Annotated in this window: 19 protein-coding genes; 18 read left to right on the top strand and 1 reads right to left on the bottom strand. The window is 60.3% G+C overall.

All coding sequences use genetic code 11. The features are described from left to right. Nucleotide 1: 1 nt before the first annotated feature. The 16 genes from ACE10X_RS29325 (at nt 2) to ACE10X_RS29250 (ending at nt 17,972) form a co-directional block, all read left to right on the top strand. Complete coding sequence (locus ACE10X_RS29325) at nt 2-1,060, top strand: NAD-dependent epimerase/dehydratase family protein (RefSeq protein WP_253591610.1); 1,059 nt, start codon at nt 2-4, stop codon at nt 1,058-1,060. Then, the gene (wecB, locus tag ACE10X_RS29320; RefSeq protein WP_276542913.1) at nt 1,060-2,121 is read left to right on the top strand and encodes a non-hydrolyzing UDP-N-acetylglucosamine 2-epimerase; all 1,062 of its coding nucleotides are present in this window, start codon (nt 1,060-1,062) and stop codon (nt 2,119-2,121) included. Before ACE10X_RS29325 ends, wecB begins: the two co-directional genes overlap by 1 nt. A gap of 135 nt (nt 2,122-2,256) precedes the next feature. After that, nucleotides 2,257-3,255, top strand: coding sequence for an NAD-dependent epimerase/dehydratase family protein (locus ACE10X_RS29315; protein ID WP_253591611.1), 999 nt, complete (start codon nt 2,257-2,259; stop codon nt 3,253-3,255). A gap of 33 nt (nt 3,256-3,288) precedes the next feature. Continuing rightward, nucleotides 3,289-5,181 (top strand): asparagine synthase (glutamine-hydrolyzing), encoded by a 1,893-nt coding sequence (asnB, locus tag ACE10X_RS29310; RefSeq protein ID WP_253591612.1) that lies wholly within the window; start codon nt 3,289-3,291, stop codon nt 5,179-5,181. Between the two features lie 260 nt (nt 5,182-5,441). After that, a complete protein-coding gene (locus tag ACE10X_RS29305; RefSeq protein WP_253591613.1) occupies nt 5,442-7,352 on the top strand; it encodes a hypothetical protein in 1,911 nt (636 codons plus the stop codon). A gap of 6 nt (nt 7,353-7,358) precedes the next feature. Next, the gene (locus ACE10X_RS29300) at nt 7,359-8,288 is read left to right on the top strand and encodes an NAD(P)-dependent oxidoreductase (RefSeq protein ID WP_253591614.1); all 930 of its coding nucleotides are present in this window, start codon (nt 7,359-7,361) and stop codon (nt 8,286-8,288) included. Next, the gene (locus ACE10X_RS29295; protein ID WP_253591615.1) at nt 8,289-9,158 is read left to right on the top strand and encodes a class I SAM-dependent methyltransferase; all 870 of its coding nucleotides are present in this window, start codon (nt 8,289-8,291) and stop codon (nt 9,156-9,158) included. It begins immediately after the preceding gene. Nucleotides 9,159-9,203: 45 nt separating this feature from the next. Continuing rightward, nucleotides 9,204-9,956, top strand: a complete 753-nt coding sequence (locus ACE10X_RS29290) for a hypothetical protein (RefSeq protein WP_253591616.1) — start codon at nt 9,204-9,206, stop codon at nt 9,954-9,956. Beyond that, a complete protein-coding gene (locus ACE10X_RS29285) occupies nt 9,953-10,897 on the top strand; it encodes a methionyl-tRNA formyltransferase (RefSeq protein ID WP_375763236.1) in 945 nt (314 codons plus the stop codon). Before ACE10X_RS29290 ends, ACE10X_RS29285 begins: the two co-directional genes overlap by 4 nt. Before the next feature lie 192 nt (nt 10,898-11,089). Continuing rightward, nucleotides 11,090-11,674: a hypothetical protein gene (locus ACE10X_RS29280; protein ID WP_375763235.1), complete on the top strand. Its 585-nt coding sequence runs from the start codon at nt 11,090-11,092 to the stop codon at nt 11,672-11,674. Nucleotides 11,675-11,735: 61 nt separating this feature from the next. Next, nucleotides 11,736-12,404, top strand: coding sequence for a formyltransferase family protein (locus tag ACE10X_RS29275; protein WP_253591620.1), 669 nt, complete (start codon nt 11,736-11,738; stop codon nt 12,402-12,404). 221 nt (nt 12,405-12,625) lie between these two features. After that, on the top strand, nt 12,626-13,789 hold the full coding sequence (locus ACE10X_RS29270) for an ABC transporter ATP-binding protein (RefSeq protein WP_375763234.1): 1,164 nt from the start codon (nt 12,626-12,628) through the stop codon (nt 13,787-13,789). Then, nucleotides 13,789-15,006 (top strand): ABC transporter ATP-binding protein, encoded by a 1,218-nt coding sequence (locus ACE10X_RS29265; RefSeq protein WP_375763233.1) that lies wholly within the window; start codon nt 13,789-13,791, stop codon nt 15,004-15,006. The genes ACE10X_RS29270 and ACE10X_RS29265 overlap by 1 nt, the downstream gene beginning before the upstream one ends. After that, nucleotides 15,003-15,794 carry an ABC transporter permease gene (locus ACE10X_RS29260; RefSeq protein ID WP_253591623.1) on the top strand — a complete coding sequence of 264 codons (792 nt, stop codon included), beginning with the start codon at nt 15,003-15,005 and terminating at the stop codon, nt 15,792-15,794. The genes ACE10X_RS29265 and ACE10X_RS29260 overlap by 4 nt, the downstream gene beginning before the upstream one ends. Before the next feature lie 91 nt (nt 15,795-15,885). Beyond that, a complete protein-coding gene (locus ACE10X_RS29255) occupies nt 15,886-16,506 on the top strand; it encodes a WbqC family protein (protein WP_253591624.1) in 621 nt (206 codons plus the stop codon). A gap of 161 nt (nt 16,507-16,667) precedes the next feature. Further along, nucleotides 16,668-17,972 carry a nucleotide sugar dehydrogenase gene (locus tag ACE10X_RS29250; RefSeq protein WP_375763232.1) on the top strand — a complete coding sequence of 435 codons (1,305 nt, stop codon included), beginning with the start codon at nt 16,668-16,670 and terminating at the stop codon, nt 17,970-17,972. 19 nt (nt 17,973-17,991) lie between these two features. On the opposite strand, the gene ACE10X_RS29245 is transcribed toward ACE10X_RS29250, so the two are convergent. Continuing rightward, the gene (locus ACE10X_RS29245; RefSeq protein WP_253591626.1) at nt 17,992-19,326 is read right to left on the bottom strand and encodes a hypothetical protein; all 1,335 of its coding nucleotides are present in this window, start codon (nt 19,324-19,326) and stop codon (nt 17,992-17,994) included. A gap of 290 nt (nt 19,327-19,616) precedes the next feature. Here ACE10X_RS29245 and rfbA point away from each other — a divergent pair, with 290 nt between their 5' ends. Beyond that, a complete protein-coding gene (rfbA, locus tag ACE10X_RS29240) occupies nt 19,617-20,507 on the top strand; it encodes a glucose-1-phosphate thymidylyltransferase RfbA (RefSeq protein WP_253591628.1) in 891 nt (296 codons plus the stop codon). Between the two features lie 11 nt (nt 20,508-20,518). Beyond that, nucleotides 20,519-21,577 (top strand): dTDP-glucose 4,6-dehydratase, encoded by a 1,059-nt coding sequence (gene rfbB / locus ACE10X_RS29235; protein WP_375763231.1) that lies wholly within the window; start codon nt 20,519-20,521, stop codon nt 21,575-21,577. Nucleotides 21,578-21,594 lie beyond the last annotated feature (17 nt).

Here is a 21,594-nt window from a genome sequence, read left to right as displayed (position 1 = left end):
CATGAAGTCATTTAATGGATCGACCATTCTCGTCGTCGGCGGAGCCGGCTTCGTCGGCTCAAATCTGGTGCGGCTGTTGCTCGAGCAGGCGCCCGCAAAGGTGATTGTCGTCGACAATCTGCTGTCGGCGGACGCCTCGAACGTGCCGGATGATCCCCGGATCCAGTTCGTATCGCGTCCGATCACCGATGATGCGGTGCTCGCCGCACTGCCCGACGACCTCGACTTCGCTTTCCATCTGGCTTGCTTCCACGGTAACCAGTCGTCGATCGCCGATCCCATGGCGGATCACGACAACAACACGCTGACCAGCCTGAAGCTGTTCGAACGGCTCAAGGGCATCCGCTCGCTGCAGAAGGTGGTGTATGCCGCGGCGGGTTGTGCGGTGGCCGAGAAGACCTTCGACGGCGCTTCGGCGACGAAAGAGGATGCTCCGGTCTCGCTGTATCACGACAGCCCTTATTCGATTTCCAAGCTGATCGGCGAGATGTACGGCAACTACTATTTCACCCGCTACAAGCTGCCGTTCGTGAAGGCACGATTCCAGAACGTGTATGGGCCGGGAGAAATTCTTGGTGCGGGGCGCTGGCGCGGCACCGTTCACACGGTTTGGCGGAACGTCACCCCGACCTTCATCTGGAAGGCGCTGCACGATGAAGCGCTTCCGGTCGAGAATGGCGGAATCGCCTCGCGCGACTTCATCTTCGTCGAAGACATGGCGCGGGGTCTCATGGCATGCGCGCTCTCGGGTGATCCCGGCGAGATCTACAATCTCGCTTCGGGTGTCGAGACCAGCATCCTCGATCTGGCGAAGCGAGTGAATGCGATCACCGGCAACAAGACGCTGATCGCGCTGACGCCGGCGCGCGACTGGGATCGGTCGGGTCAGCGTTTCGGCGATCCGGCGAAGGCGCGCGAGAAGCTCGGCTTCGTTGCGAGCGTTGGACATGAGGATGGCCTAAGGCGGACCATCGCCTGGACGCAGGAAAACCGCGGCCGCATCCTCGGCTGCATGCGTAATCACGTGACCCACGTGCCCGACGTCGCGAAGTATTCCTGATGGCGATCAAGATCCTCACTGTGGTCGGCGCGCGACCGCAGTTCATCAAGGCTGCAGCAGTCAGCCGGGCGATCCGCGAAACGGATGGGCTGACGGAGGTGATTATTCACACCGGTCAGCATTTCGACGCCAACATGTCCGATCTGTTCTTCGAGGAACTGGCGATCCCGAAGCCGAAGCATCATCTGGACATCAATGGCGGCGGTCACGGTGACATGACCGGGCGGATGCTGATGGAAATCGAGCCGATCCTGCTTGCCGAAAAGCCGGATTGGGTCGTTGTGTACGGCGACACCAATTCCACGCTGGCCGGTTCGCTCGCCGCGGCCAAGATCCACATTCCGGTGGCACATGTCGAAGCCGGACTGCGTTCCTTCAACAGGCGGATGCCGGAAGAGCTAAACCGAATCGTGACGGATCATCTCTCGACGCTTCACCTCTGCCCCACCGCGACAGCGATTGCGAACCTTGCGGCGGAGGGCGTGGTCAAGGGAGTGCATCACGTCGGTGACGTGATGTACGACGCCACGCTGTTCGCGTTGGAGAGGGCCGAGGCCGGCTCCGCGATCCTTACCGAGTTGCAGCTGCAGCCGAAGCAGTATGCGCTCGCAACCGTGCACCGCGCGGAGAATACAGACGATCCGGAGCGGCTTCGTGAGGTCGTTGAATTCTTGTTGCAGCAGTCGCGCGGTCGCACCGTCGTGCTGCCGCTGCATCCGCGGACCCGCGGCGCCGCCTCGCGGCTTGGCGTCAGCCTCGACGGGTTGCGCATCATCGACCCGGTCGGCTATCTCGACATGGCGAAGCTGCTGCATCACGCCACTGACGTGTACACGGATTCCGGCGGCCTACAGAAGGAAGCCTATTTTCATCGCGTACCATGCGTGACACTGCGTGACGAAACCGAGTGGACCGAGACGGTCGAGAACGGCTGGAACCGGCTTTGGAAGGGTCCGGAGCATCTGGCGCGGAACGATATCACCGACTACGGGCAGGGACGGGCAGCGTTCGAGATCGCGGAACTGCTGCGCCACCAGCCCCCACTGCGTGTAGCAGGCTGAGGCTGTAGCCGGCGGGATTTGCGACCGTTGGCCGCATGGCATTGGTCCCGCGCTCGAACAGCCATCGTAACCCGACCGCGAGCTCGATTTTGCCCGTTCGCGATAAAGCGTAACACTCAGTCCAAGAGGTCAGCCTTGGAAGTCAACGGCAAGAAGTTTCTCGTTATCGGCGGAGCCGGATTGATCGGCTCGCATGCGGTCGAGCAGCTCGCGAAGCACGACGTCGGCGAGATCGTGATCTTCGACAACTTCGCACGCGGTTCCCTCGAGAACCTCGATCGGATCCTCAGCGACCCGCGGGTCAAGATATTCGAGGCGGGCGGTGATGTCTGCCAACCCGACGTCCTCGACGCGGCGATGAAGGGCAAGGATGGCGTGTTCCACTTTGCCGCGCTGTGGCTGCTGCAATGTCATGAATTTCCGCGGGCAGCCTTCGACACCAACATCCGGGGCACGTTTAACGTGCTCGAAGCCTGCGTCGCGAACCGTATCAAGCGTCTCGTCTATTCGTCTTCGGCTTCCGTCTACGGCGATGCAGTGGAAGAGCCGATGACCGAGGATCATCCGTTCAACAACAAGAATTTCTACGGGGCGACCAAGATTGCCGGCGAGGCGATGGCGACGGCATTTTGTCATCGCTATGGCCTGCCGGCGGTCGGCCTGCGCTACATGAACGTCTACGGGCCGCGTCAGGACTATCAGGGCGCCTACATCGCGGTCATCATGAAGATGCTCGACGCGATCGACCGCGGCGAAGGGCCGACCATCCTGGGAGATGGTTCGGAAGCATTCGACTTCGTCTCGGTGCTTGATTGCGCGCGTGCAAACATCTGCGCGATGTCGGCCGATACGGTTGCCCGCTATTACAATGTCGGAACGGGCGAGCGCACGTCGCTCAAGGAGCTCGCGGAAATGCTGCTGCAGCTGACCGGTTCGAACCAGCCGATCCAGTATGCGCCGCGGAGCAATGCGACATTCGTGCGCAATCGGGTCGGCTCCACCAGGCGTGCAGCCGAAGAAATCGGCTTCACCGCCGAGGTCAATTTGCGCGAAGGTCTGCAGATGCTGATCGAATGGCGGTCGAAGCATCGCGCCGGCCTCGAGCGGCGTCGCGCCAAGGCTGGCATTGAGTAAGTCCCTGCGGTCCGGGATCGAGCGGATTTAGACATGTGCGGCGTCGCAGGCATTCTTAACCTCGATGGGCGGCCGGTATCCTCCGATGTGCTGCGCGCAATGACTCTCGCGATCGCGCATCGCGGTCCGGACGGCGAAGGCCATTGGACCGACGGTTCGATCGGGCTCGGGCATCGCCGGCTGGCGATCATCGATCTGAGCCCGACCGGCGCGCAGCCGATGCGAACCGCCGACGGCCGGTTTGTGATTTCGTACAACGGCGAGATTTACAATTATCGGGAGCTACGCGCCGAGCTCGAAGCGCAAGGGCATGTCTTCAAATCGACCAGCGATACCGAGGTCCTGCTGCAGGCGATCGCGGCCTGGGGGCTTGGTGCCCTGCAGCGCTTCAACGGCATGTTCGCCTTCGCGCTGTGGGACCGGAAGGAACGCAGGCTTACGCTTGCGCGGGACCGCTATGGGATCAAGCCGCTCTACTACTGGTTCGGCGGGAACCAGTTGCTGTTCGCATCGGAATCGAAGGCGTTTCGTGCCGCTCCAAACTTCGACGCGCAGCTCGATTCCGAGGGCTTGCTCGAATACTTCACGTTCCAGAATTTCTTCACGGACCGCACCCTGCTCAAGGGTGTCCGCATTCTTCCGGCCGGCTGCTATCTGAGCATATCGCCCGAGGATGCGTTCGGAACGCAGCCGCGACTAACGCGATATTGGGATTACAAGTTTCAGGAGCCAGAAACCGCCCGATTGGAGGCCGACTATCAGGACGAGCTCGACCACCTGATTCAACAGGCCGTGAAACGCCAACTGGTATCGGACGTGGATATCGGCGCCTATCTGTCGGGCGGAATGGACTCGGGTACGATCACCGCGATCGCGGCGCAGTCGCTAAACTACATGCGCACGTTCACCTGCGGCTTCGATTTGAGCTCGGTATCGGGCATCGAACTCTACTACGACGAGCGCGCTGCTTCGGAACGGATGTCGTATCTGTTTCGAACCGAGCACTACGAAATGGTGCTCAAATCCGGAGACATGGAGCGCGTTCTGCCCAAGCTAGCGTGGCATCTAGAAGAACCGCGCGTCGGACAGAGCTATCCAAACTACTATGTCGCCCAGCTCGCAAGCAAGTTCAACAAGGTCGTCCTTGCAGGAACCGGCGGCGACGAAATCTTCGGCGGCTACCCCTGGCGCTACTACCGGGCGGTCGTGAACCAGAGCTTCGAGGAGTACATCGACAAGTACTATGAGTACTGGCAACGGCTGATGCCCAACAATGTGCTGAAGCGTGTCTTCGCTCCGGTCTGGAGCGACGTGCAGGGCGTTTCGACCCGCGATATCTTCAGGGACATGTTCAATCAGCACGCCGAGCGTCTGACCCGCCCGGAGGATTACGTCAATCATTCGCTCTATCTGGAAGCCAAGACGTTTCTCCACGGTTTGTTGACCATGGAAGACAAGCTGTCGATGGCGCATTCGCTCGAGACACGCGTTCCGTTCCTCGACAACGATCTCGTCGACTTTGCCATGAAGCTGCCGGTCCGGATGAAGCTCGGCAAGCTCGATGAAGTCGTGGCCTTGGACGAAAACGAGCTGGGCAGGAAAACGGCCCGGTACTTTCAGAAGACCCGTGACGGCAAGATGCTGTTGCGAAGCGTGATGCAGCAGCACATCCCCCAGGAAGTCGTGGAACGCGAAAAGCAAGGCTTCTCCGGTCCTGACGCAAGCTGGTTCAAGGGTCAAAGCATCGACTTCGTTCGCAGCGTCCTGTTCGATGATCGGGCGAACATCTATCGCTACCTCGATCCCAAGCCGATCAGGGAGCTGGTCGATGATCATCTCAACGGTCGGGAGAATCGCAGGCTGCTGATTTGGTCGCTGATCAACGTCGAATACGCGTTGCGCGCGCATGTTGAGGACTGCGGATGACATCCCGGCAGGGCGACGGGCAATTTCCCGCGCGATCTCAACAAAGACAAATTGTCGGGTCGATGTGTGCAGAGCTGAGTCGTCGCCAACGCCCGGATGCTGTACGCCGATGCCGAGTTGGAAGCCGGGCAACTTGCCTCACCTATAGTGCCGGCCGAGGACATCAGCTCCTTGATCCTGAGTAACCGGCTGGCCATCTGTAATCCAGCTGTTACGCGGTCGCCCGGCCCCACGAAAGGTCGCCAGTTTTGAAGTCGTTGATGACTGCCATTCCGTTCAACGTGGTACGCCGCGCGAAGAAGTGGAGGGATGCCCTACGGACCGAACGTTCGCAGTCGAAGGCAGAGGCCGACGCGACGCGCATCCTTCGCGCTAAAGATGCCGTGATCACGGGTATGAAGCCGTTCGGTGGGACTTACGCTTCCGTTCTGTTCCGAATGGTCGGCACCAAGACGCGCCGCTTGCGGCTATTACCGATCCGCGCGTCGACTTCGGTTACTTTGCTCCAGGTTAAAGCGGACCTTCCAGCAGATCTGGTTGCACTTGTACCGAACAAATCCGAATTGCGGGCATGGGCCCGTGATCCGGCCGTCGAGTGGAAACTGGCCGAGTGCATATCCGTCGATCCGCAGTCTCGTGACGATTGTTGGTCGGAGAAGAGTTGTCTCGCTGTGCGCGCGTTGATCGCTTCGTCGATGCGCGACAACGAACTGGTGTGGAGGACCTTGATCACGTCTGATCAAGCAACCGGCGGCGCAGAGAGTTTAACGACTTGGCCGCTCGGATTCCGGCCGGAACGGGCCGATCCTGACGTTCGCCGCCGTCGGCTTATGATCGCGCTTGGTCTTGCCTTCCCCACAAGCTTGATGGCGATGCACCATATCGAAGCCGCAGGCCAGCCGCCCACCCTCAATCCGCCCTATGGCGAGGAGCCGATTCAAGACGTTTCACGGCCTGAAAGGGATCCTGCCGTTCCCCGCCGCCGTTCGGTTCTGTTCGTCAATCCGAGCTATTACAACTTTCACTTTCTGGCCGGCTCGTTGCGCAAGCGCGGCTGGGATGCCGTGTCGATGGCGATCATTGACCCGAACTCGGACTACGCCCAGCATTTCCACGGCCATGACTGGAACTTGTTCGAAGCGGACGCCAACAAACAGCAACAGGTCTTGCGTGAGCGATTCCAGGAAGCAGCCGAGCGATTTGACATGTTTCATTTCGCCGGCGTGGGGACCCTATCGTTCTTTCCGTACAACTATGACGACGCCTCGAAAAATCACGACAGCATCCCTTGGGATGTGCTGGAGCTGAAGCGACGCGGTGCGAAGATCGCCTACAGCATCACCGGATGCCATGACTTGATCACGCAAACGGGCTTCGAGGCCTGGAGCCCCGGAATGTGTCCAAAATGCGCCTGGCGCGACCGGCCCGAGATCTGTTCCGATCATCGCATGTCTGCCTGGGGCTGGAAGGTCCGGCAACTGGCGGATCTGATCTGCATCGAGACCGATCCCCCGCTCGATTTTCGGGATGCGGCCGCTGTTTTTCGCGAGCCGCTCACCTTTGCTATCGATCCCGAGTTCTGGCGTCCGGAACTTGGGCGGACGATTCCCGTGCCCGATTTGTTGCGTGAGGCCAGGGCCGACGGTGAAATCCTGATCTATCACTCGGTCGGCAACTATGAGATGCGCACCCGCCAGGGCGTCAACGTCAAGGGGACCGGCGCGGTTGTTGCTGCAATCGATCGGCTGAAGGCGGAGGGGCATCCGGTCCGGCTGTTGTTCCGCAAGGACGTGCCGAGCGTCGACAATCGCTGGATGCTCGCGCAAGCCGACATCATCGTCGATCAGCTCAACTATGGCCGCTATGGCGCCACTGCGAGGGAAGGCATGATGCTCGGGCGTCCCGTCGTTGGTCGGGTCAACAAGATCGAGGCTCGCGGTCTGCCCGCCGTCCAGGCCATCGCCGAGTGTCCGATCGTCGACGCGTCGGAGGAAACCATCTACGAGGTACTGCGGGGTTTGGTGGCAGATCCGGGCGAACGCGCCCGCATCGGCGTCACGAGCCGCGCGCACGCGGAGCGCTGGTGGTCCAGGGATGTGTTGGCCGAACGCTATGAACGGGTCTACGACCACCTGCATCGGCATGGCCGACCTCCCGCGACGCTAGAGTAAGAGCGAATGGCTTCGCAGAACATCGGGCATTCCGGATTGGATCTGGCGGATCGCCACGTCTTGCTGACGGGCGCAACCGGGTTCGTTGGCTCTCGCCTGCTAAGCCTGCTGCAGGGCAAGGGAGCGTCCGTAACAGCGTTGATCAGGCCGGGAGCGCAGCTGTCGCGTTCCAGCAATGTGCGCATTGTGGAAGCCGACCTGTCCGGTAATTTTTCATCTGACCTGCAACAGGTCGGTCGGATCGATGCAATCATTCACCTTGCGCAAGCAGGCGGCTGGAAGGAGTTTCCCCGGCAGACAGGTGCGATTGCGGCGGTCTCGATCGCCGCTGCCGCACGTTTGGCGGAATACGGGGTCGGCCATGGCGCTCACCAATTCGTCTTGGCCTCTTCCGGCGGAATCTATGGACCATCCGCGCATGCATTGAACGAGGATGCGCCCATTCGGCCGACCAATGAACTGGGCTTCTACCTTCAGGCGAAGGTGTCCGCTGAAACGCTGCTGCGCTGTTTTGAGCCGCATCTTGTCGTCTCGCGCCTCAGATATTTCTTCGTCTACGGTCCAGGACAAAGTGGGGAATTTCTCATTGCCCGGATCAGGGGGGCCATTGCGCGCGGAGAGCCGATCCGGCTTGCCGAGTCCTGCGGCCCACGCCTCAACCCGATCTTTCTCGACGATGCAGCACAGGCGACTATCGCGGCGTTAGAGCTCAAGGAGTCTCATGCCATCAATGTCGCCGGCCCCGAGGTCGCGTCGCTTCAGGAAATTGCAGAAATGATTGCGAGCGCGTCGAATCATCGCCTCACGATCGAAACTGTCGACAAGCGGCCTGAACATTATGTCGGCGCGATCGACCGAATGGTGCAATTGCTGGGGCCGCCGGCGACCGGACTCAGAGACGGGCTATCGCGCGCGGGCCATTTCGAGAAAGCTTGAATGCTCATGGATTGGCTGAGAACGCCTTGGCGCGATGTCGACATCGACGAAAATGAAGATCTTTTCGATCCCGCTTTTGATTACCCCGAAGGGTACGCCAGCGCCGTCGAATTCGGTCGAATCAACGGAATGCTCATTTCGCCCGACTCCGGCCTGCCACTTCATTTCAATGGACTCGATCTGTCGACGGGCGCAGGCGAATCGTTTCCGATCGAGAACAAGTTGCCGGTCCTCCTGCCGCAGGCTGCGCGACATTTCTCCGATCTGCCGATCGAGACCCTGTCGATCGGATCGATGAAGAGCGCCTTTGACCAGTATCTGTATTTGTGCGCGATCAAAAACGCCGTCGGCGAGCCGAACACCCCGTTGCAAGACCATTGGTACAGGCGCCACCTGTTCCGTTCCCGGAGCCTGGTCGCCACAGCTCACGGCCTTGTACTCGACATCGGTTGTGACAACCCGGACTTGAGCCGCCGCTTGTTTCCGGGCTCTTGCGAGTATCTTGGGATTGAACCGTCGCTCGGCAGACGCGACCACTTCCGCGTCGTCGGGATGGCCGAATTCCTTCCGTTCGCCAGGGATACTTTCGATTGTGTCTCGTTCCTGACCAGCCTCGATCACGTTCTCGACCACCACACGGCCATAACTGAAGCAGCGCGCGTGCTGAAGCCGGGTGGAAAGCTTTATCTGGCAACCCTGATCTGGACGGAACGCGCCGAGCTCTATCGAGACTCGATCCATTTCCATCACTTCCGCGACTATGAGATTCAAGGTGCCTTGAGCGGATTTTCAGTCGCTCGCATCAAGAGATATGGCTGGAAGGGCGATCCGCATCGCTTCGGCGTCTATCTCGAAGCGACCAAACAGTAGACCTGCAATGACATGCGAGGCTAATCGATGCTTCCAGAGTCTCCGATGGTTCTGACGTTCGATATCGATTGGGCGCCGGACTGGATGATCGACGAGATCGCCGGGCGCGTCATTGAAGCGAACGTCCGCGCAACCTGGTTCGCAACGCACCAGAGCGCGGCGGTTACCCAGCTGCTGGGCAATCCTTTGTTTGAGGTCGGCGTACATCCGAATTTTCTTGCCGGCAGCACGCAGGGTGCAACGCCGGACGAAGTACTCCAGACCATGCGCGGATGGTTCGGCGCGGCAACGGTCGTGCGCACGCATTCGCTCCATCAATCGGAGCGGCTGCTTCAATTGATGGCTGATACCTATGGCTTGAAGGTGGATTGTTCGATCTATTTGCCTCTGACGCGCGACGTGAGGCCACACAAGCTTCGCTACAGCCCCGGGGGAGCCGAACTCGTCCGCATCCCGCATGTCTTCCAGGACAACATGTTCATGATCGCCGGACACAAGTGGTCGGCGGAGCCAGGATGGCTGCGCTCGCCGGGTCTCAAGGTCCTGAACTTCCATCCGGTGCATGCGTGGCTGAACTCGGACGGTGTGGCGGCCTATGAGGCGCTCAAGTCGAGCACGCCGCTTCCGCAGTGGCGGCGAAGCGATCTAAGTCCAGCCAACAGGGCACAACCCGGAACTGGTTGGTTCCTCGACCAGTGCCTGACCCGCCTGCGTGGCGCGCAGTCGTTCACGATTTCGGATGTTGCCGCCCTGTGGGATCGATCGTCCGGCGACACCGAGATCGGAGGTGCGTTGTGACCCGCAAGCTGAGGATCGGCATGATCGGCCGGACCGAAATGCTGTTCGAAGCGGCGCGACGGATCCACGATGCCGGGCATGAAATTCCGATCGTCGCCACGTGCCGGGCATCGGGCCACGAATTGAAGAAGGAAGCCGACTACGAGAAATGGGCTGCGGACGTCGGTGCCCGTTTCCTGCTCGGCTCGCGACTTGACCAGCCAGACACAATCGCGGCGCTGCAGGAAGCGCGCTGCGATGCCGCGATTTCGATGAATTGGGTCGGTCTGATATCGCCGGTTGTCCGAGCCCAGTTCACCCATGGAATCTTCAATTCTCATCCGGGTGATCTCCCTCGTTTCAAGGGCAATGCGTGTCCGAATTGGGCGATATTGCTCGGAGAGGAACGTGTCGGTTTGACGATCCATAAAATGTCGGACGGGCTGGACGCCGGACCGGTCGCTGCAAAGTCATATTTCCCGATCGGTGCCGAGACAACGATTGCCGATGTCTACGACTGGCTGCGACTTGAAGTGCCGGTTCAATTCGCGAACCTGATCGAAACCATGGCCCAGGGTAATCTTAGCCTCGCACCGCAGCCGACCAACCCGGAACTTGGTCTGCGATGTTATCCGAGACGCGCGTCGGACGGGCGGATCGATTGGGCGCAGTCCGCCCAGACCATCTCTCGGCTGATCCGAGCTTCCGGACGGCCATTTGAGGGCGCCTTCACCATGCTCGAAGGCGATACGAAGGTTCTGGTCTGGGGTGCGCGCGTCGAGCGGCATCGCGAGCCATTTGTTGCGGTGCCCGGACAGGTCGTCCATGCCGCGGCCGGCGATCCCGTCGTTGCGACCGGCGACGGGCTATTGAGGCTGACGGATCTGGAGCTGGAGGGCGCCGGCACAACGAAGAGCGCGAAGCAGTTTGTTTTGAGTTCTCTTCGCAACCGGCTGATCTGAACCAGATTGGATCGAGCACCGATGTCGTCAGATCGTCAGCATGAACTGGAATTCAGGGACTTCACCGAGGCCAGCTATCGGGATTTGCTCCGGCTCGCCAAGGCATCCTATCGGTACGTTGATTTTTCGACGGCCGGTGCCAGCCGTACAATTCTCTGGCGCCACGACTGTGATGCTTCGATGCATCGCGCCTTGAAGCTTGCGGCGATCGAGGCGGAGGAGGGCGTCAAGGCGACATATTTCCTGTTTCCGAGGTGCCTCTACTACAATCTGATGTCGGCCGACGTGGCTCAGTGTGTACGCAGGATAAAGTCACTGGGACACGACATCGCGCTGCATTTCGACCCGACATATTACGGAGAGACACTGCGAGGGCAGGCGTTGTTGCAGGCAATCACCCGTGAGCGCGATTTGATCGCCGGCGAATTCGGTTCACCGCCCGTGGCGATCAGTTTCCATCTGTTCGGCATTCTCGATCCGTCCGAACTCGAGGACGATATCATCGCCGGCATGGTCAACGCGTATGGCCGCTCGCTGAGGGCAAGCTATGGCTATGTGTCGGATAGCAATGGCGTCTGGCGCCACCGGCGCCTCAAGACCGTGCTCGAGCAGGCGACGGATGATCGGCTGCAGGTGCTTACGCATCCGGAGTGGTGGACCCCCGAGGTCATGCCGCCGCGGGCGAGGTTGCAAAGAGCCATTGACGGCTACGCGAGCGCGATGGGCCGCTGGTACGACGAGATCACAGCCACACATGATCGTCCGAACATCCGATGAGTGACCGGGGCTGGTCGAACATTTATCGTGTCGCTTGCTAGTTGAGTAAGGATTTTCGGTGTTGCACCGGGTTGTTCTGCTAACCGTCTTCGAGGGAGATGATCTTGCTCGCCTGAATGCGATACTGGCCGAGGTTGGCTGCGAAGTCGTCGTGGCTCGGGCCTTGGCTGATCTGGAAAAGGTCGAGTTCGATCAACGCACCACGCTGCTGGCGTTCGGCACCGGCGTGATTGTTCCGGCAGCGCTGCTGAAATCCATGACGCGACCGGCGTATAATCTCCACGCGGCGTCGCCAGCGTTTCCTGGACGGGATCCGCACCATTTTGCTGTTTACGCCGGGGCAACCCGCTACGGCGCGACGCTGCACTTGATGACAGCGAGCGTGGATGCGGGTCCAATCGTTGCGACGGAACTGTTCGATGTGCCGGAAGCCATCAAGCCTGGTGAGCTGCTTCAGCTGGCAAACGCCGCGGGAGTTCGGCTAATCGAGGCGAACGCACGTTTGATCTGTTCCGAGCAACCGATGGCATCGTTGGCCGACGTAGCCTGGGGGCAGCCGAAACATACCCGCGCCGATTTCCTGGCCGCGTGTCGCATTCCAGCCGATATCTCAGAGGCTGAGTTCGCACGCCGGTTCCGGGCCTTCGACGGCGAGATGTATGACAATCTAACCGTGGAAATTCACGGCTGGAGCTTTCGCATCGACAAGACGAAGGGCCGCAACAGTTGAGCCTGTGCGGTATCCCGGACCTGCGCAATAGCCGTTGGATTCAGTTGCGCCTTGAGCTAGACGACAAGCCGGCCGTTCGGCGTTCCCGATGTACTTGTGTCGGACGGCAAATCGACGGCGGTCTACGCCGTACAGAAACGAATGTGTACTTCGATCTCGAAAATGTTTGAACAGCCGTTCACTGATTTTACAGCTGATTGTCGGCACCGGCGCACGAAGGCATGATGTCGCGGGCCGTTGCGATCACCTGTCAGGGCATCTCGAAGAGCTTTGCACTTGTCGACGGCGGCAGCGCCTGGCGACTCGCATTTGGACTGCGGGGTGATGTCCCTCACTTCACGGCGCTGGAGGACGTCAGCTTCGATGTGCCCAAAGGCCAGTTCCTCGGGGTGCTCGGCCGCAACGGGGCCGGCAAGTCGACGCTGCTTCGGGTCATCGGCGGCGTTTACGCGCCGGATTCCGGCCGGGTCGCGGTGCACGGGGCGATGTCGGGCCTCTATGAGCTCGGCCTCGTCGGCAATCCAGAGCTCACGGGGCGGCAATATGCCGATCGGCTGCTGACCGTGCATGGGTTTTCGCCCAGCGAGCGCGCGGCGATGATTCTGGATATCCACGACTTCTCCGAACTTGGAGACCGGTTCGAGGATCCGGTGCTGACATATTCGGCCGGGATGAGCGCGCGGCTCTATTTCTCGACCGCGACTGCCGGGCAATACGAGGTCTATCTCCTCGACGAGGTGCTTGCGGTCGGCGATCAGCATTTTCAGTCGAAGTGCTGGCGGCGGTTGCGCGAACGGGTCTCGGGCGGGGCCTCGGGTGTTCTCGTGACGCACGATTGGTCAGCGATCGTGCGCCTGTGCGAAACAGCGCACGTGCTGGACCGAGGCAAGGTGGTTTTTTCCGGGCCGGCACAGCGTGCCGTGCGGCGCTACCTCTACGGCGAGCAGGCAAAATCGACCTACCGCGATGGCATCGCGCGCTTCGCGAGAGCGCCGATCTATCCGCGCACGATAATGACGGGAACGAATTTCAGCCTTGATGCCGAGGTCGAGATCCTCGCCCGGGCGGAAGTCGGCGTGGTGATTGCGGTCGAGCGCCTGCAGCCGGCTTATGGCTGGGAGACCGGACTGATGTCGCGTCGGGCCACGCCTGTCGGCGAAGAGCCGGGGCGCTACGCGTTCAACGTCGATATCCCGGCACTACCGCTACCGCCAGGCAGCTATCAGATCAGTATGCACCTGGTAATGCCGGACCCGCACAGTTCGGCGGTCAAGATTGTCCTTGACGGCTTCAGCTGGCTCGACGGCAACGGGCTGGAGCTCGGCGTCGAGGGGGTGGACGGGCGCGGTTTCAGCCTGCCCGCCGAGTGGAAAGTGGTTGGTTGATGCGCGCGGCAATTCGAGTGAGGGACGTCAGCAAGGTGTTTGCGCTTGCCGACCATGGCGGCGGCCCCGTGTCGCTGATCGAGGCGCTGCGCACCGGCAAGCGCGAAATCACGACGCGTCATGTGCAGGCACTCGACCAGATCAGCTTTGAGGTGGCTGAGGGCGAACGCGTAGGCATCATCGGCCGCAACGGTGCCGGCAAGACCACGCTGCTTTCAATCATTGCGGGACTGACAGAGCCGACCTCGGGCTGCGTGCAGGTCGACGGCGACCTGCACGCGATGCTTACCGTGGGCGCGGTACTGCGCGAGGACATGACCGGCCGCGATAACATTTTCCTCGACGCTGCCGTGCACGGCCGCAGCCGGCAGCAGATCGATCAAGTCGCCGATGAAATCATCGCATTCGCCGAACTCGGTGAATTCATCGATCGCCCGGTGCGAACCTATTCTTCGGGGATGAAGGCTCGTCTCGCGTTCTCGATGGGGGCGTTCATCAATCCCGACATTCTCGTCATCGACGAGACGCTCTCGGTCGGCGATGCCTTCTTCGCGGCCAAGGCGACGCGGCGCATGCAGGAAGTCGCGGCCAGTGGCCGTATTGTCATCGTCGTAAGTCACGGCCTGGGTTCGATCGTAGAAATGTGCTCACGATGCCTCTGGCTCGACGGCGGCAGGCTCGTCATGGACGGTTCGCCTCAGGTCGTCACTAAGGCCTACGAGGCCGCCGTGCGCGAGGCGGATGAGGCCGAGCTGATGCGCAAGTTTGAAGGGCGCTTTGTGGATCGGGTTGCACCCCTTCAGCTCGATGCAGTCGAAATCATCCAATGCGGAGACGCATGCAACGCGACCGCGCTTGCGATGGTGCCCTTGTTGATCGTGGTACGGGGGCGGGTCGACCCGGCCCGGCCGGCGCATGATCTCGAGCTTGTTCTGACGCGAGTCGACGGGCGGCTGGTCTGGCGACGGCGTCTTGGGGAGGTGGGCAAGGCGTTGCCAGCGTCGGGGCCTTTCACAGTCACCATCAATATGGACCCCTTCGTGCTGGGAGCCGATCTGTATCGCTTCGATGTTGCGCTCCACGGTCAGGGATGCGACGGGGAAGCCATGTCGCGCGTGCTGGAGGTCATCGACGAGGAAGGGCAAGTCGGTGGGCGTCCACTGATCTTCTACCCTCCGCTGATCGCCACGCGGCGCCTTGAGGATGTCAAAACATGATGCTGGCAGGTTTTGATCGGCGAGACCTCGGCATGCTGAACAACCTGTTCCGCATGACGCTGGGCGACCGTTATCTGGGGTCGGCGCTGGGTCTGGTATGGGCGGTGCTGTCCCCGCTAATGCTGATGTGCATTTTCACGTTCGTGTTCACCGTGGTTTTTCCAGGACGGTTGCCAGGACGTACGGGGGCCTTGCCGTATGTGATCTGGCTGCTGAGCGGCTATGGGCCATGGCTCGCCATCAGCGAGGGCTTATCGGCGGCAACGACGTCCGTGGTTGGAAATGCCGGTGTTGTGAAGAATATCGCCTTCAAGTCGGAGTTGTTGCCGATGGTAGGTGCCCTGATGGGTGTCGTGCCGCTCGTCGTCGCATTCGCCATCATATTCATCTTGCAGGCCATTTCAGGCAAGATGCCGGGTCCGGGCTATTTGGCGCTGCCGCTGGTCGTGGCCCTGCACATCTTGTTCGTGTCGGGACTGGGATTGTTTCTGGGCGCGCTCAACGTCTTTGTACGGGATACCGCATTGGCGCTGCCGAATGTGCTCACCGTTCTGCTGTTCGCCTCTCCGATTTTCTATCCCCTGTCGTCCTATCCGGATTTCATTCGGCCCGTTCTGCAGTTCAACCCGTTCTATATCATCGCGGAGTGCTACCGCATGGCAGTCGTAGACGGGGCGATTCCGAGCCTTTGGATGATCTGTTATCTGGCAGTGATTGGCGCGGCTGTCTTCTGGGCCGGGCTGTGGTGGTTCCGCCGCCTCAAATCATTCTTCGATACGCGGCTGTAGCGAGTGTCATGCGATGGGGTGCCTCGTTGCGATCCATCAGCCCAACTTTTTTCCGTGGCTTGGGTACTTTGACAAGATCCGGCGTGCAGACGTGTTCGTGCTGCTCGATGCCGTCGATTATCCGCGCTCGGGATCGGGCGGCATGGGTTCGTGGTCGAACAGGGTACGGATTGCGATCCAGGGCGAGGCGCGCTGGACCACCTGCCCGGTCCGTCGGCTGCCGTCGGGGGCACCTATCAATGCCGCGGAGATCGACGACGGTCGGCCCTGGCGTCGCAAGATGATTGCGACGCTGCAGGCAAGTTACGGCAAGGCGCCCCACTTTGGCGCGGCGATGGCGCTGCTGCAGCCCCTGATCGAGCAGCATGAAACGAACCTTGCAGCGTTCAATATCGCGGCCATCAAGGCGATCGCGGAGCACCTCGGTCTTGCGACGCGATTTCAGCGGCAATCCGATCTGCCGCATGCGGGCAAGGCGACGGAGCTGCTCATATCGCTCGTCAAGGCGGTCGGCGGGGATGCTTATCTTGCCGGCGGCGGCGCTGGAGGCTATCAGCAGGACGAACTGTTCCAGGAACACGGCATCCGTCTGGTAAACCAAGATTTCGTGCCCCTGCCTTATGGCCCGGACGAGGCGTTCATTCCGGGCCTTTCCGTGATCGACTATCTGATGTGGGACGGGTGGCCGGCGACGGCGGGTGAACGGGCTTGAGAGCAGCTCCTGCCAGGGGCAGGCCCACGGCTAGCCCCGCTTTTGGGCTTGTCGGAGGAGGGCCGGGCGTCTATGCAACCGTCGCCAAAGGCGCTCGACCTAGCGGATTTTTCGGCACGCTGATTTGAACACACAACACACCACACCTATGAGCGTTAGAGATGAATACCGAACTGATCGACAGGCTGGACCGCAAGATCGCCAGGATTGGCATCGTGGGCCTGGGCTATGTCGGCCTGCCGCTCATGCTTCGCTACACCGAAGTTGGTTACAAGGTCATTGGCTTTGATATCGACCAGACCAAAGTCGATGCGCTTCGGGCCGGGCGTTCCTACATCGAGCATATTTCGAGCGACAGCATCAGGCGAGCAACCGAGCTCGGCTTCGAGCCGACCACGGATTTCTCGCGTGCGAAAGAGGTCGACGCGCTGATCCTCTGCGTCCCGACCCCGCTCAACAAATATCGCGAGCCGGATCTCAGCTTCGTGCTCAACACGACGGAGTCGCTGCTGCCATATCTCCATCTGGGGATGGTGCTGTCGCTCGAAAGCACGACCTATCCTGGCACGACCGAGGAGGAGCTGAAGCCGCGTATCGAAAAAAGCGGCTTCACCGTCGGCAGTGACATCTTTCTTGTCTTCTCGCCGGAACGGGAAGATCCTGGCAACCAGAGTTTTTCGACCCGGTCGATCCCGAAGGTCTGCGGCGGTTGCACTCCCGCGTGCCTCGAGGCCGGCATCGCCCTCTATCGCCAGGTGATCGACAAGGTCGTTCCGGTGAGCTCGACGCAGGCCGCCGAGTTGACGAAGCTGCTGGAGAACATCCATCGGTCGGTGAATATCGGCCTCGTCAACGAAATGAAGATGGTCGCCGACAAGATGGGCATCGATATTCACGAGGTGATCCGCGCCGCGGCGACCAAGCCGTTCGGGTTTGTTCCGTACTACCCCGGTCCTGGCATCGGCGGCCACTGCATTCCGATCGACCCGTTCTACCTGACCTGGAAGGCGCGGGAATACGGCATGCATACGCGTTTCATCGAGCTCGCCGGTGAGATCAATTCATCGATGCCAGACTATGTCGTGTCGAAGATCTCGTTGGCCCTCAATCAGCGGCACAAGTCGATCAGCGGCAGCTCGATCTTGGTTCTCGGCATCGCTTACAAGAAGAACGTCGATGACGTCCGCGAATCGCCTTCGGTCCTCTTGATGGAAAAGCTTCGTGATCTCGGCGCCAAGGTCGCCTACAGCGATCCCCACGTTCCCGCATTCCCGAAAATGCGAGCGCATTCGTTCGACCTGTCGAGTGTTTCGCTCACCGCGGACAATCTGCGGCGCTTCGACTGTGTCCTGCTTGCCACCGATCACGACAAGTTCGACTATCAACTACTCGGTGCGCAGGCTCCGCTGCTGGTCGATTGCCGTGGCAAGTTCCCGCAGCCGGCAGACAACATCATTCGCGCGTAGGTGGTTCGCAACCGGTCGGCTAGGGAGCGTTGCCTGTCGATGCGGCCTTCTGATGGAAGGCCGACCGCGGTGCAACGTACCAGAGCAGGAAGAGCAGCGCGGTGCCGTTGGTCAGCAGCGCCGTCGAAAGCGGTACGTTGAGGAGAACCTGCGGCAGGAGCCCGGCGGATAGCAACACGAATTGCGATGGCAGGCCTGACGACAGGCGATTTCCGAGTGCGATGATCAGGCCGCACCCCAGCGCGGACAGCGGGGCAAGCACGAGGCCGACCGACGCTACTCCTTCAGTGGCGAACAGCGAAGCATTGAAGGCGCCGAGATCGTAGGCTTTGGCCATGACAGCCCATATCGGCTCGTCGTAGGCGCACGGGACCACGAACTTCACCGCGTTGATCTGGCAGAAGTGGGTCAGCGGGTGCGCGGAGAAGTAGTTGTTGTATACCTCGAGAGCCAACGACGGAATCGCGATCATCCTGTTGTTGACGGTGCCGAAATAGACCAGCCCGGCCTTGAATGGAAACAGGCCGATTTTGACCAGGACGAACAGGATCGCGCCAACCAGGACGGGCAGGAAGAACGAAAGGATCGTTGCGACCCTGGCCTCGGCCAGCTTGCATATGAGCGCGAGAAACAGCAGCCAGACCGGCGCGAACAGCGCCATCTTGGTCAGCATGATCGGGTAGAACAGAAGCATCAGAAGCAGCGCGATCCCGGCCTGCCAGAGCCGCTTGCTGATGACAAAGCAGGCAAAGGCGAGCGGCAGCAGTGCATTTGAGGCGATCCAGGTCGCGTATCGCAAGGCACCCGGAAGTGCCACTTCCGCGCGATATTTGTACATCTCCGAGAGGTCGACCAGCTTGAGATTGTACAGCGAGCCAACGCCGATGATGGCCGCTGACACGAGCAGGATGACGGACGGCATCATGTGAAAGGCGCGTTCCGGCATCACGACAGCCTGCCGCATAGGCGCAGTGATGAGCAGCGCAGGGGCGAGGAACGCAAATGCCGACATCACGATCGAGACGAGCGCCAGGCGGTGATCGTAATCAAGCAGTGAAAATTCGATCAGCCAGAGATATCCCAGCACCATAATATAGAAGTAGAAGCCGACGAGGTATCCGAAGCTGAAGCGACCGATTGCGAACACGACTACGACCGGACTGAACGCCAGGACGTTCACGATTGCAGCAGCAAGATGCGCTTTGTCGAAACCGATGATGCCTGGAAAGGAATCGGTGACGGTGATGCAGTATAGCGAAATGCAGCAGACCGCGATATGGGCGTAGGCGAGCAGGGCAAGTCTGGCCTGGTGCCAACCGAAACCAGGTTCTAGCTGAATAGCGTGATCGTTCATTCTCATCTACCGCCGTGTCGGGCTGTGCGTTTGGACTGGTTCGCTGGTGGTTTTCGTATTCGGCGGACTAACCCACACAATCGCCAACCGATCTCGCTTTTGGACCAGGGACATGGCACGACACGGGTAGGACGACAAGAATTATGCCGGTATTTCATTCTATTATTCCTGCCCGAGAACGCAAATGCCGCTCCTCCTTCGGTACGATCTCGTGCCCGTTGCCAGACAGCGAGTTTGCCGAACCAGCAGCCTCTGATAGACTATTCGGATAATTGTGCAGGCGGGATTGGATGAAGGGCATCATTCTTGCTGGTGGTACTGGGTCGCGCCTCTACCCGGTGACAACCGTGGTTTCGAAGCAACTCCTGCCGATTTTCGACAAGCCGATGATCTACTATCCGCTATCGACCTTGATGCTGAGTGGCATCCGGGACATTTTGATTATCTCTACGCCTCAGGATCAGCCGTTGTTTCGCCGGTTGTTGGGCGACGGCTCGGATTTTGGCCTCAAGCTGGAATATGCCAGCCAGGATCATCCGCGCGGGCTCGCCGATGCCTTCATTGTCGGGCGCGATTTCGTCGCTGACGACAACGTCGCCCTAATCCTCGGCGACAATCTCTTCTTCGGTCACGGGCTCCCCGATATGCTGGCGCGCACCGCCGCGAGAGTTTCGGGAGCTACGATTTTCGGCTATGTTGCCAAGCGGGCTCAGGACTATGGTGTCGTCGAGCTCGACGCGGATGGAAGGGCGATTTCGATCGAGGAGAAGCCGCGCCGGCCAAAATCCAATCTCGCGGTGACGGGCCTGTACTTCTACGACAACGACGTCCTAAATATTGCGTCCTCGATCAGGCCCTCGGCCAGAGGCGAACTCGAAATTACAGACGTCAATCGCGCCTACATGAAGCGTGGCGATCTGCATGTCGAGATTTTGGGGCGCGGCTTTGCGTGGCTGGATACCGGCACGCACGCCTCGCTGGTCGAGGCCAGTCATTTTGTCCAGATTCTCGAGCAGCGCCAGGGCCTGCGGATTGCGTGTCCGGAAGAGATCGCGCTCAGGCTCGGCTACATCTCGCTTGAAGCCTTTCGTAGCGCCGCACTACGCAATGCGAAGAGCAGCTATGGCGAGTATCTTCTGTCGATCTATGATCTGTTTGCCAATTCCAGGCCGTCGAACTGAGGTCGGCGCCGGTGCTGCCTAGCAAAGCAACGATCTTTGTCACCGGAGGAGCCGGTTTCATTGGCTCTGCCGTCATACGGCGTTTGCTGGACTGCACCGACGCTTCGATTGTCAATGTCGACAAGATGACCTACGCGTCCAGCCTTCACTCGGTACCGTCGGCGGTCGGCAGCGAACGCTACGTTCTCTCGAGAACGGATATCTGCAACAGCCCGGACTTACGGAGGCTGTTCGATCATTACAGGCCTCAGGCGGTCATTCACCTCGCTGCGGAAAGCCATGTTGATCGCTCGATCGACGCTCCCGGCGATTTCATTCAGACCAATGTTATGGGCACCTTCACGCTGCTGCAGGAGTCCCTGCGCTATTGGCGCGCGCTGGAGCTTGCCGGGCGCGCCGCATTCCGGCTTGTTCATGTCTCGACGGACGAGGTGTTCGGCACGCTGGGGATCGATGGCCATTTCGTGGAGACGAGCCCCTACGCGCCGAACTCGCCTTATTCGGCCAGCAAGGCCGCTTCCGATCACCTCGTACGTGCGTGGTACGAGACCTACGAGCTGCCGACCCTAGTGACAAATTGCTCCAACAACTATGGACCCTATCAGTTCCCTGAGAAGCTGATCCCTCACATGATCATCCGGGGATTGGCCGACGAGGCGTTGCCTGTTTACGGCGATGGTCAGCACGTCCGTGACTGGCTGTATGTCGAGGATCATGCGGACGCGCTGATCCGCGTTCTTCAGCACGGGAGAGTGGGGGACACTTACAATATCGGCGGCAGGAGCGAACGAACTAATCTCGAGGTCGTAGAGCTGCTTTGTGCACTACTCGATCAGGCCAAGGGCGCCGAGGCGGGCGCGCACAAGAGCCGGATCTCGTTCGTCCGGGACCGTCCGGGTCATGATCGCCGCTATGCCATCGATTCGTCCAAGATCGAGCGGGACCTCGGCTGGAACCCGCAAGAGAATTTCGAGACTGGCATCAGGAAGACGGTATTTTGGTACCTCAACAACAGACCCTGGTGGGATGAGATTCTGCGGCGAGGCTACCAGGCCCAGCGGTTGGGATAGCAGACGCGCTTCTGGGC

The organism is Bradyrhizobium sp. Pha-3, from assembly GCF_042258325.1.
Classification (GTDB): domain Bacteria; phylum Pseudomonadota; class Alphaproteobacteria; order Rhizobiales; family Xanthobacteraceae; genus Bradyrhizobium; species Bradyrhizobium elkanii.
Note: the sequence above shows the minus strand (reverse complement) of the source record. Positions and strands in the feature narration are given on the sequence as shown.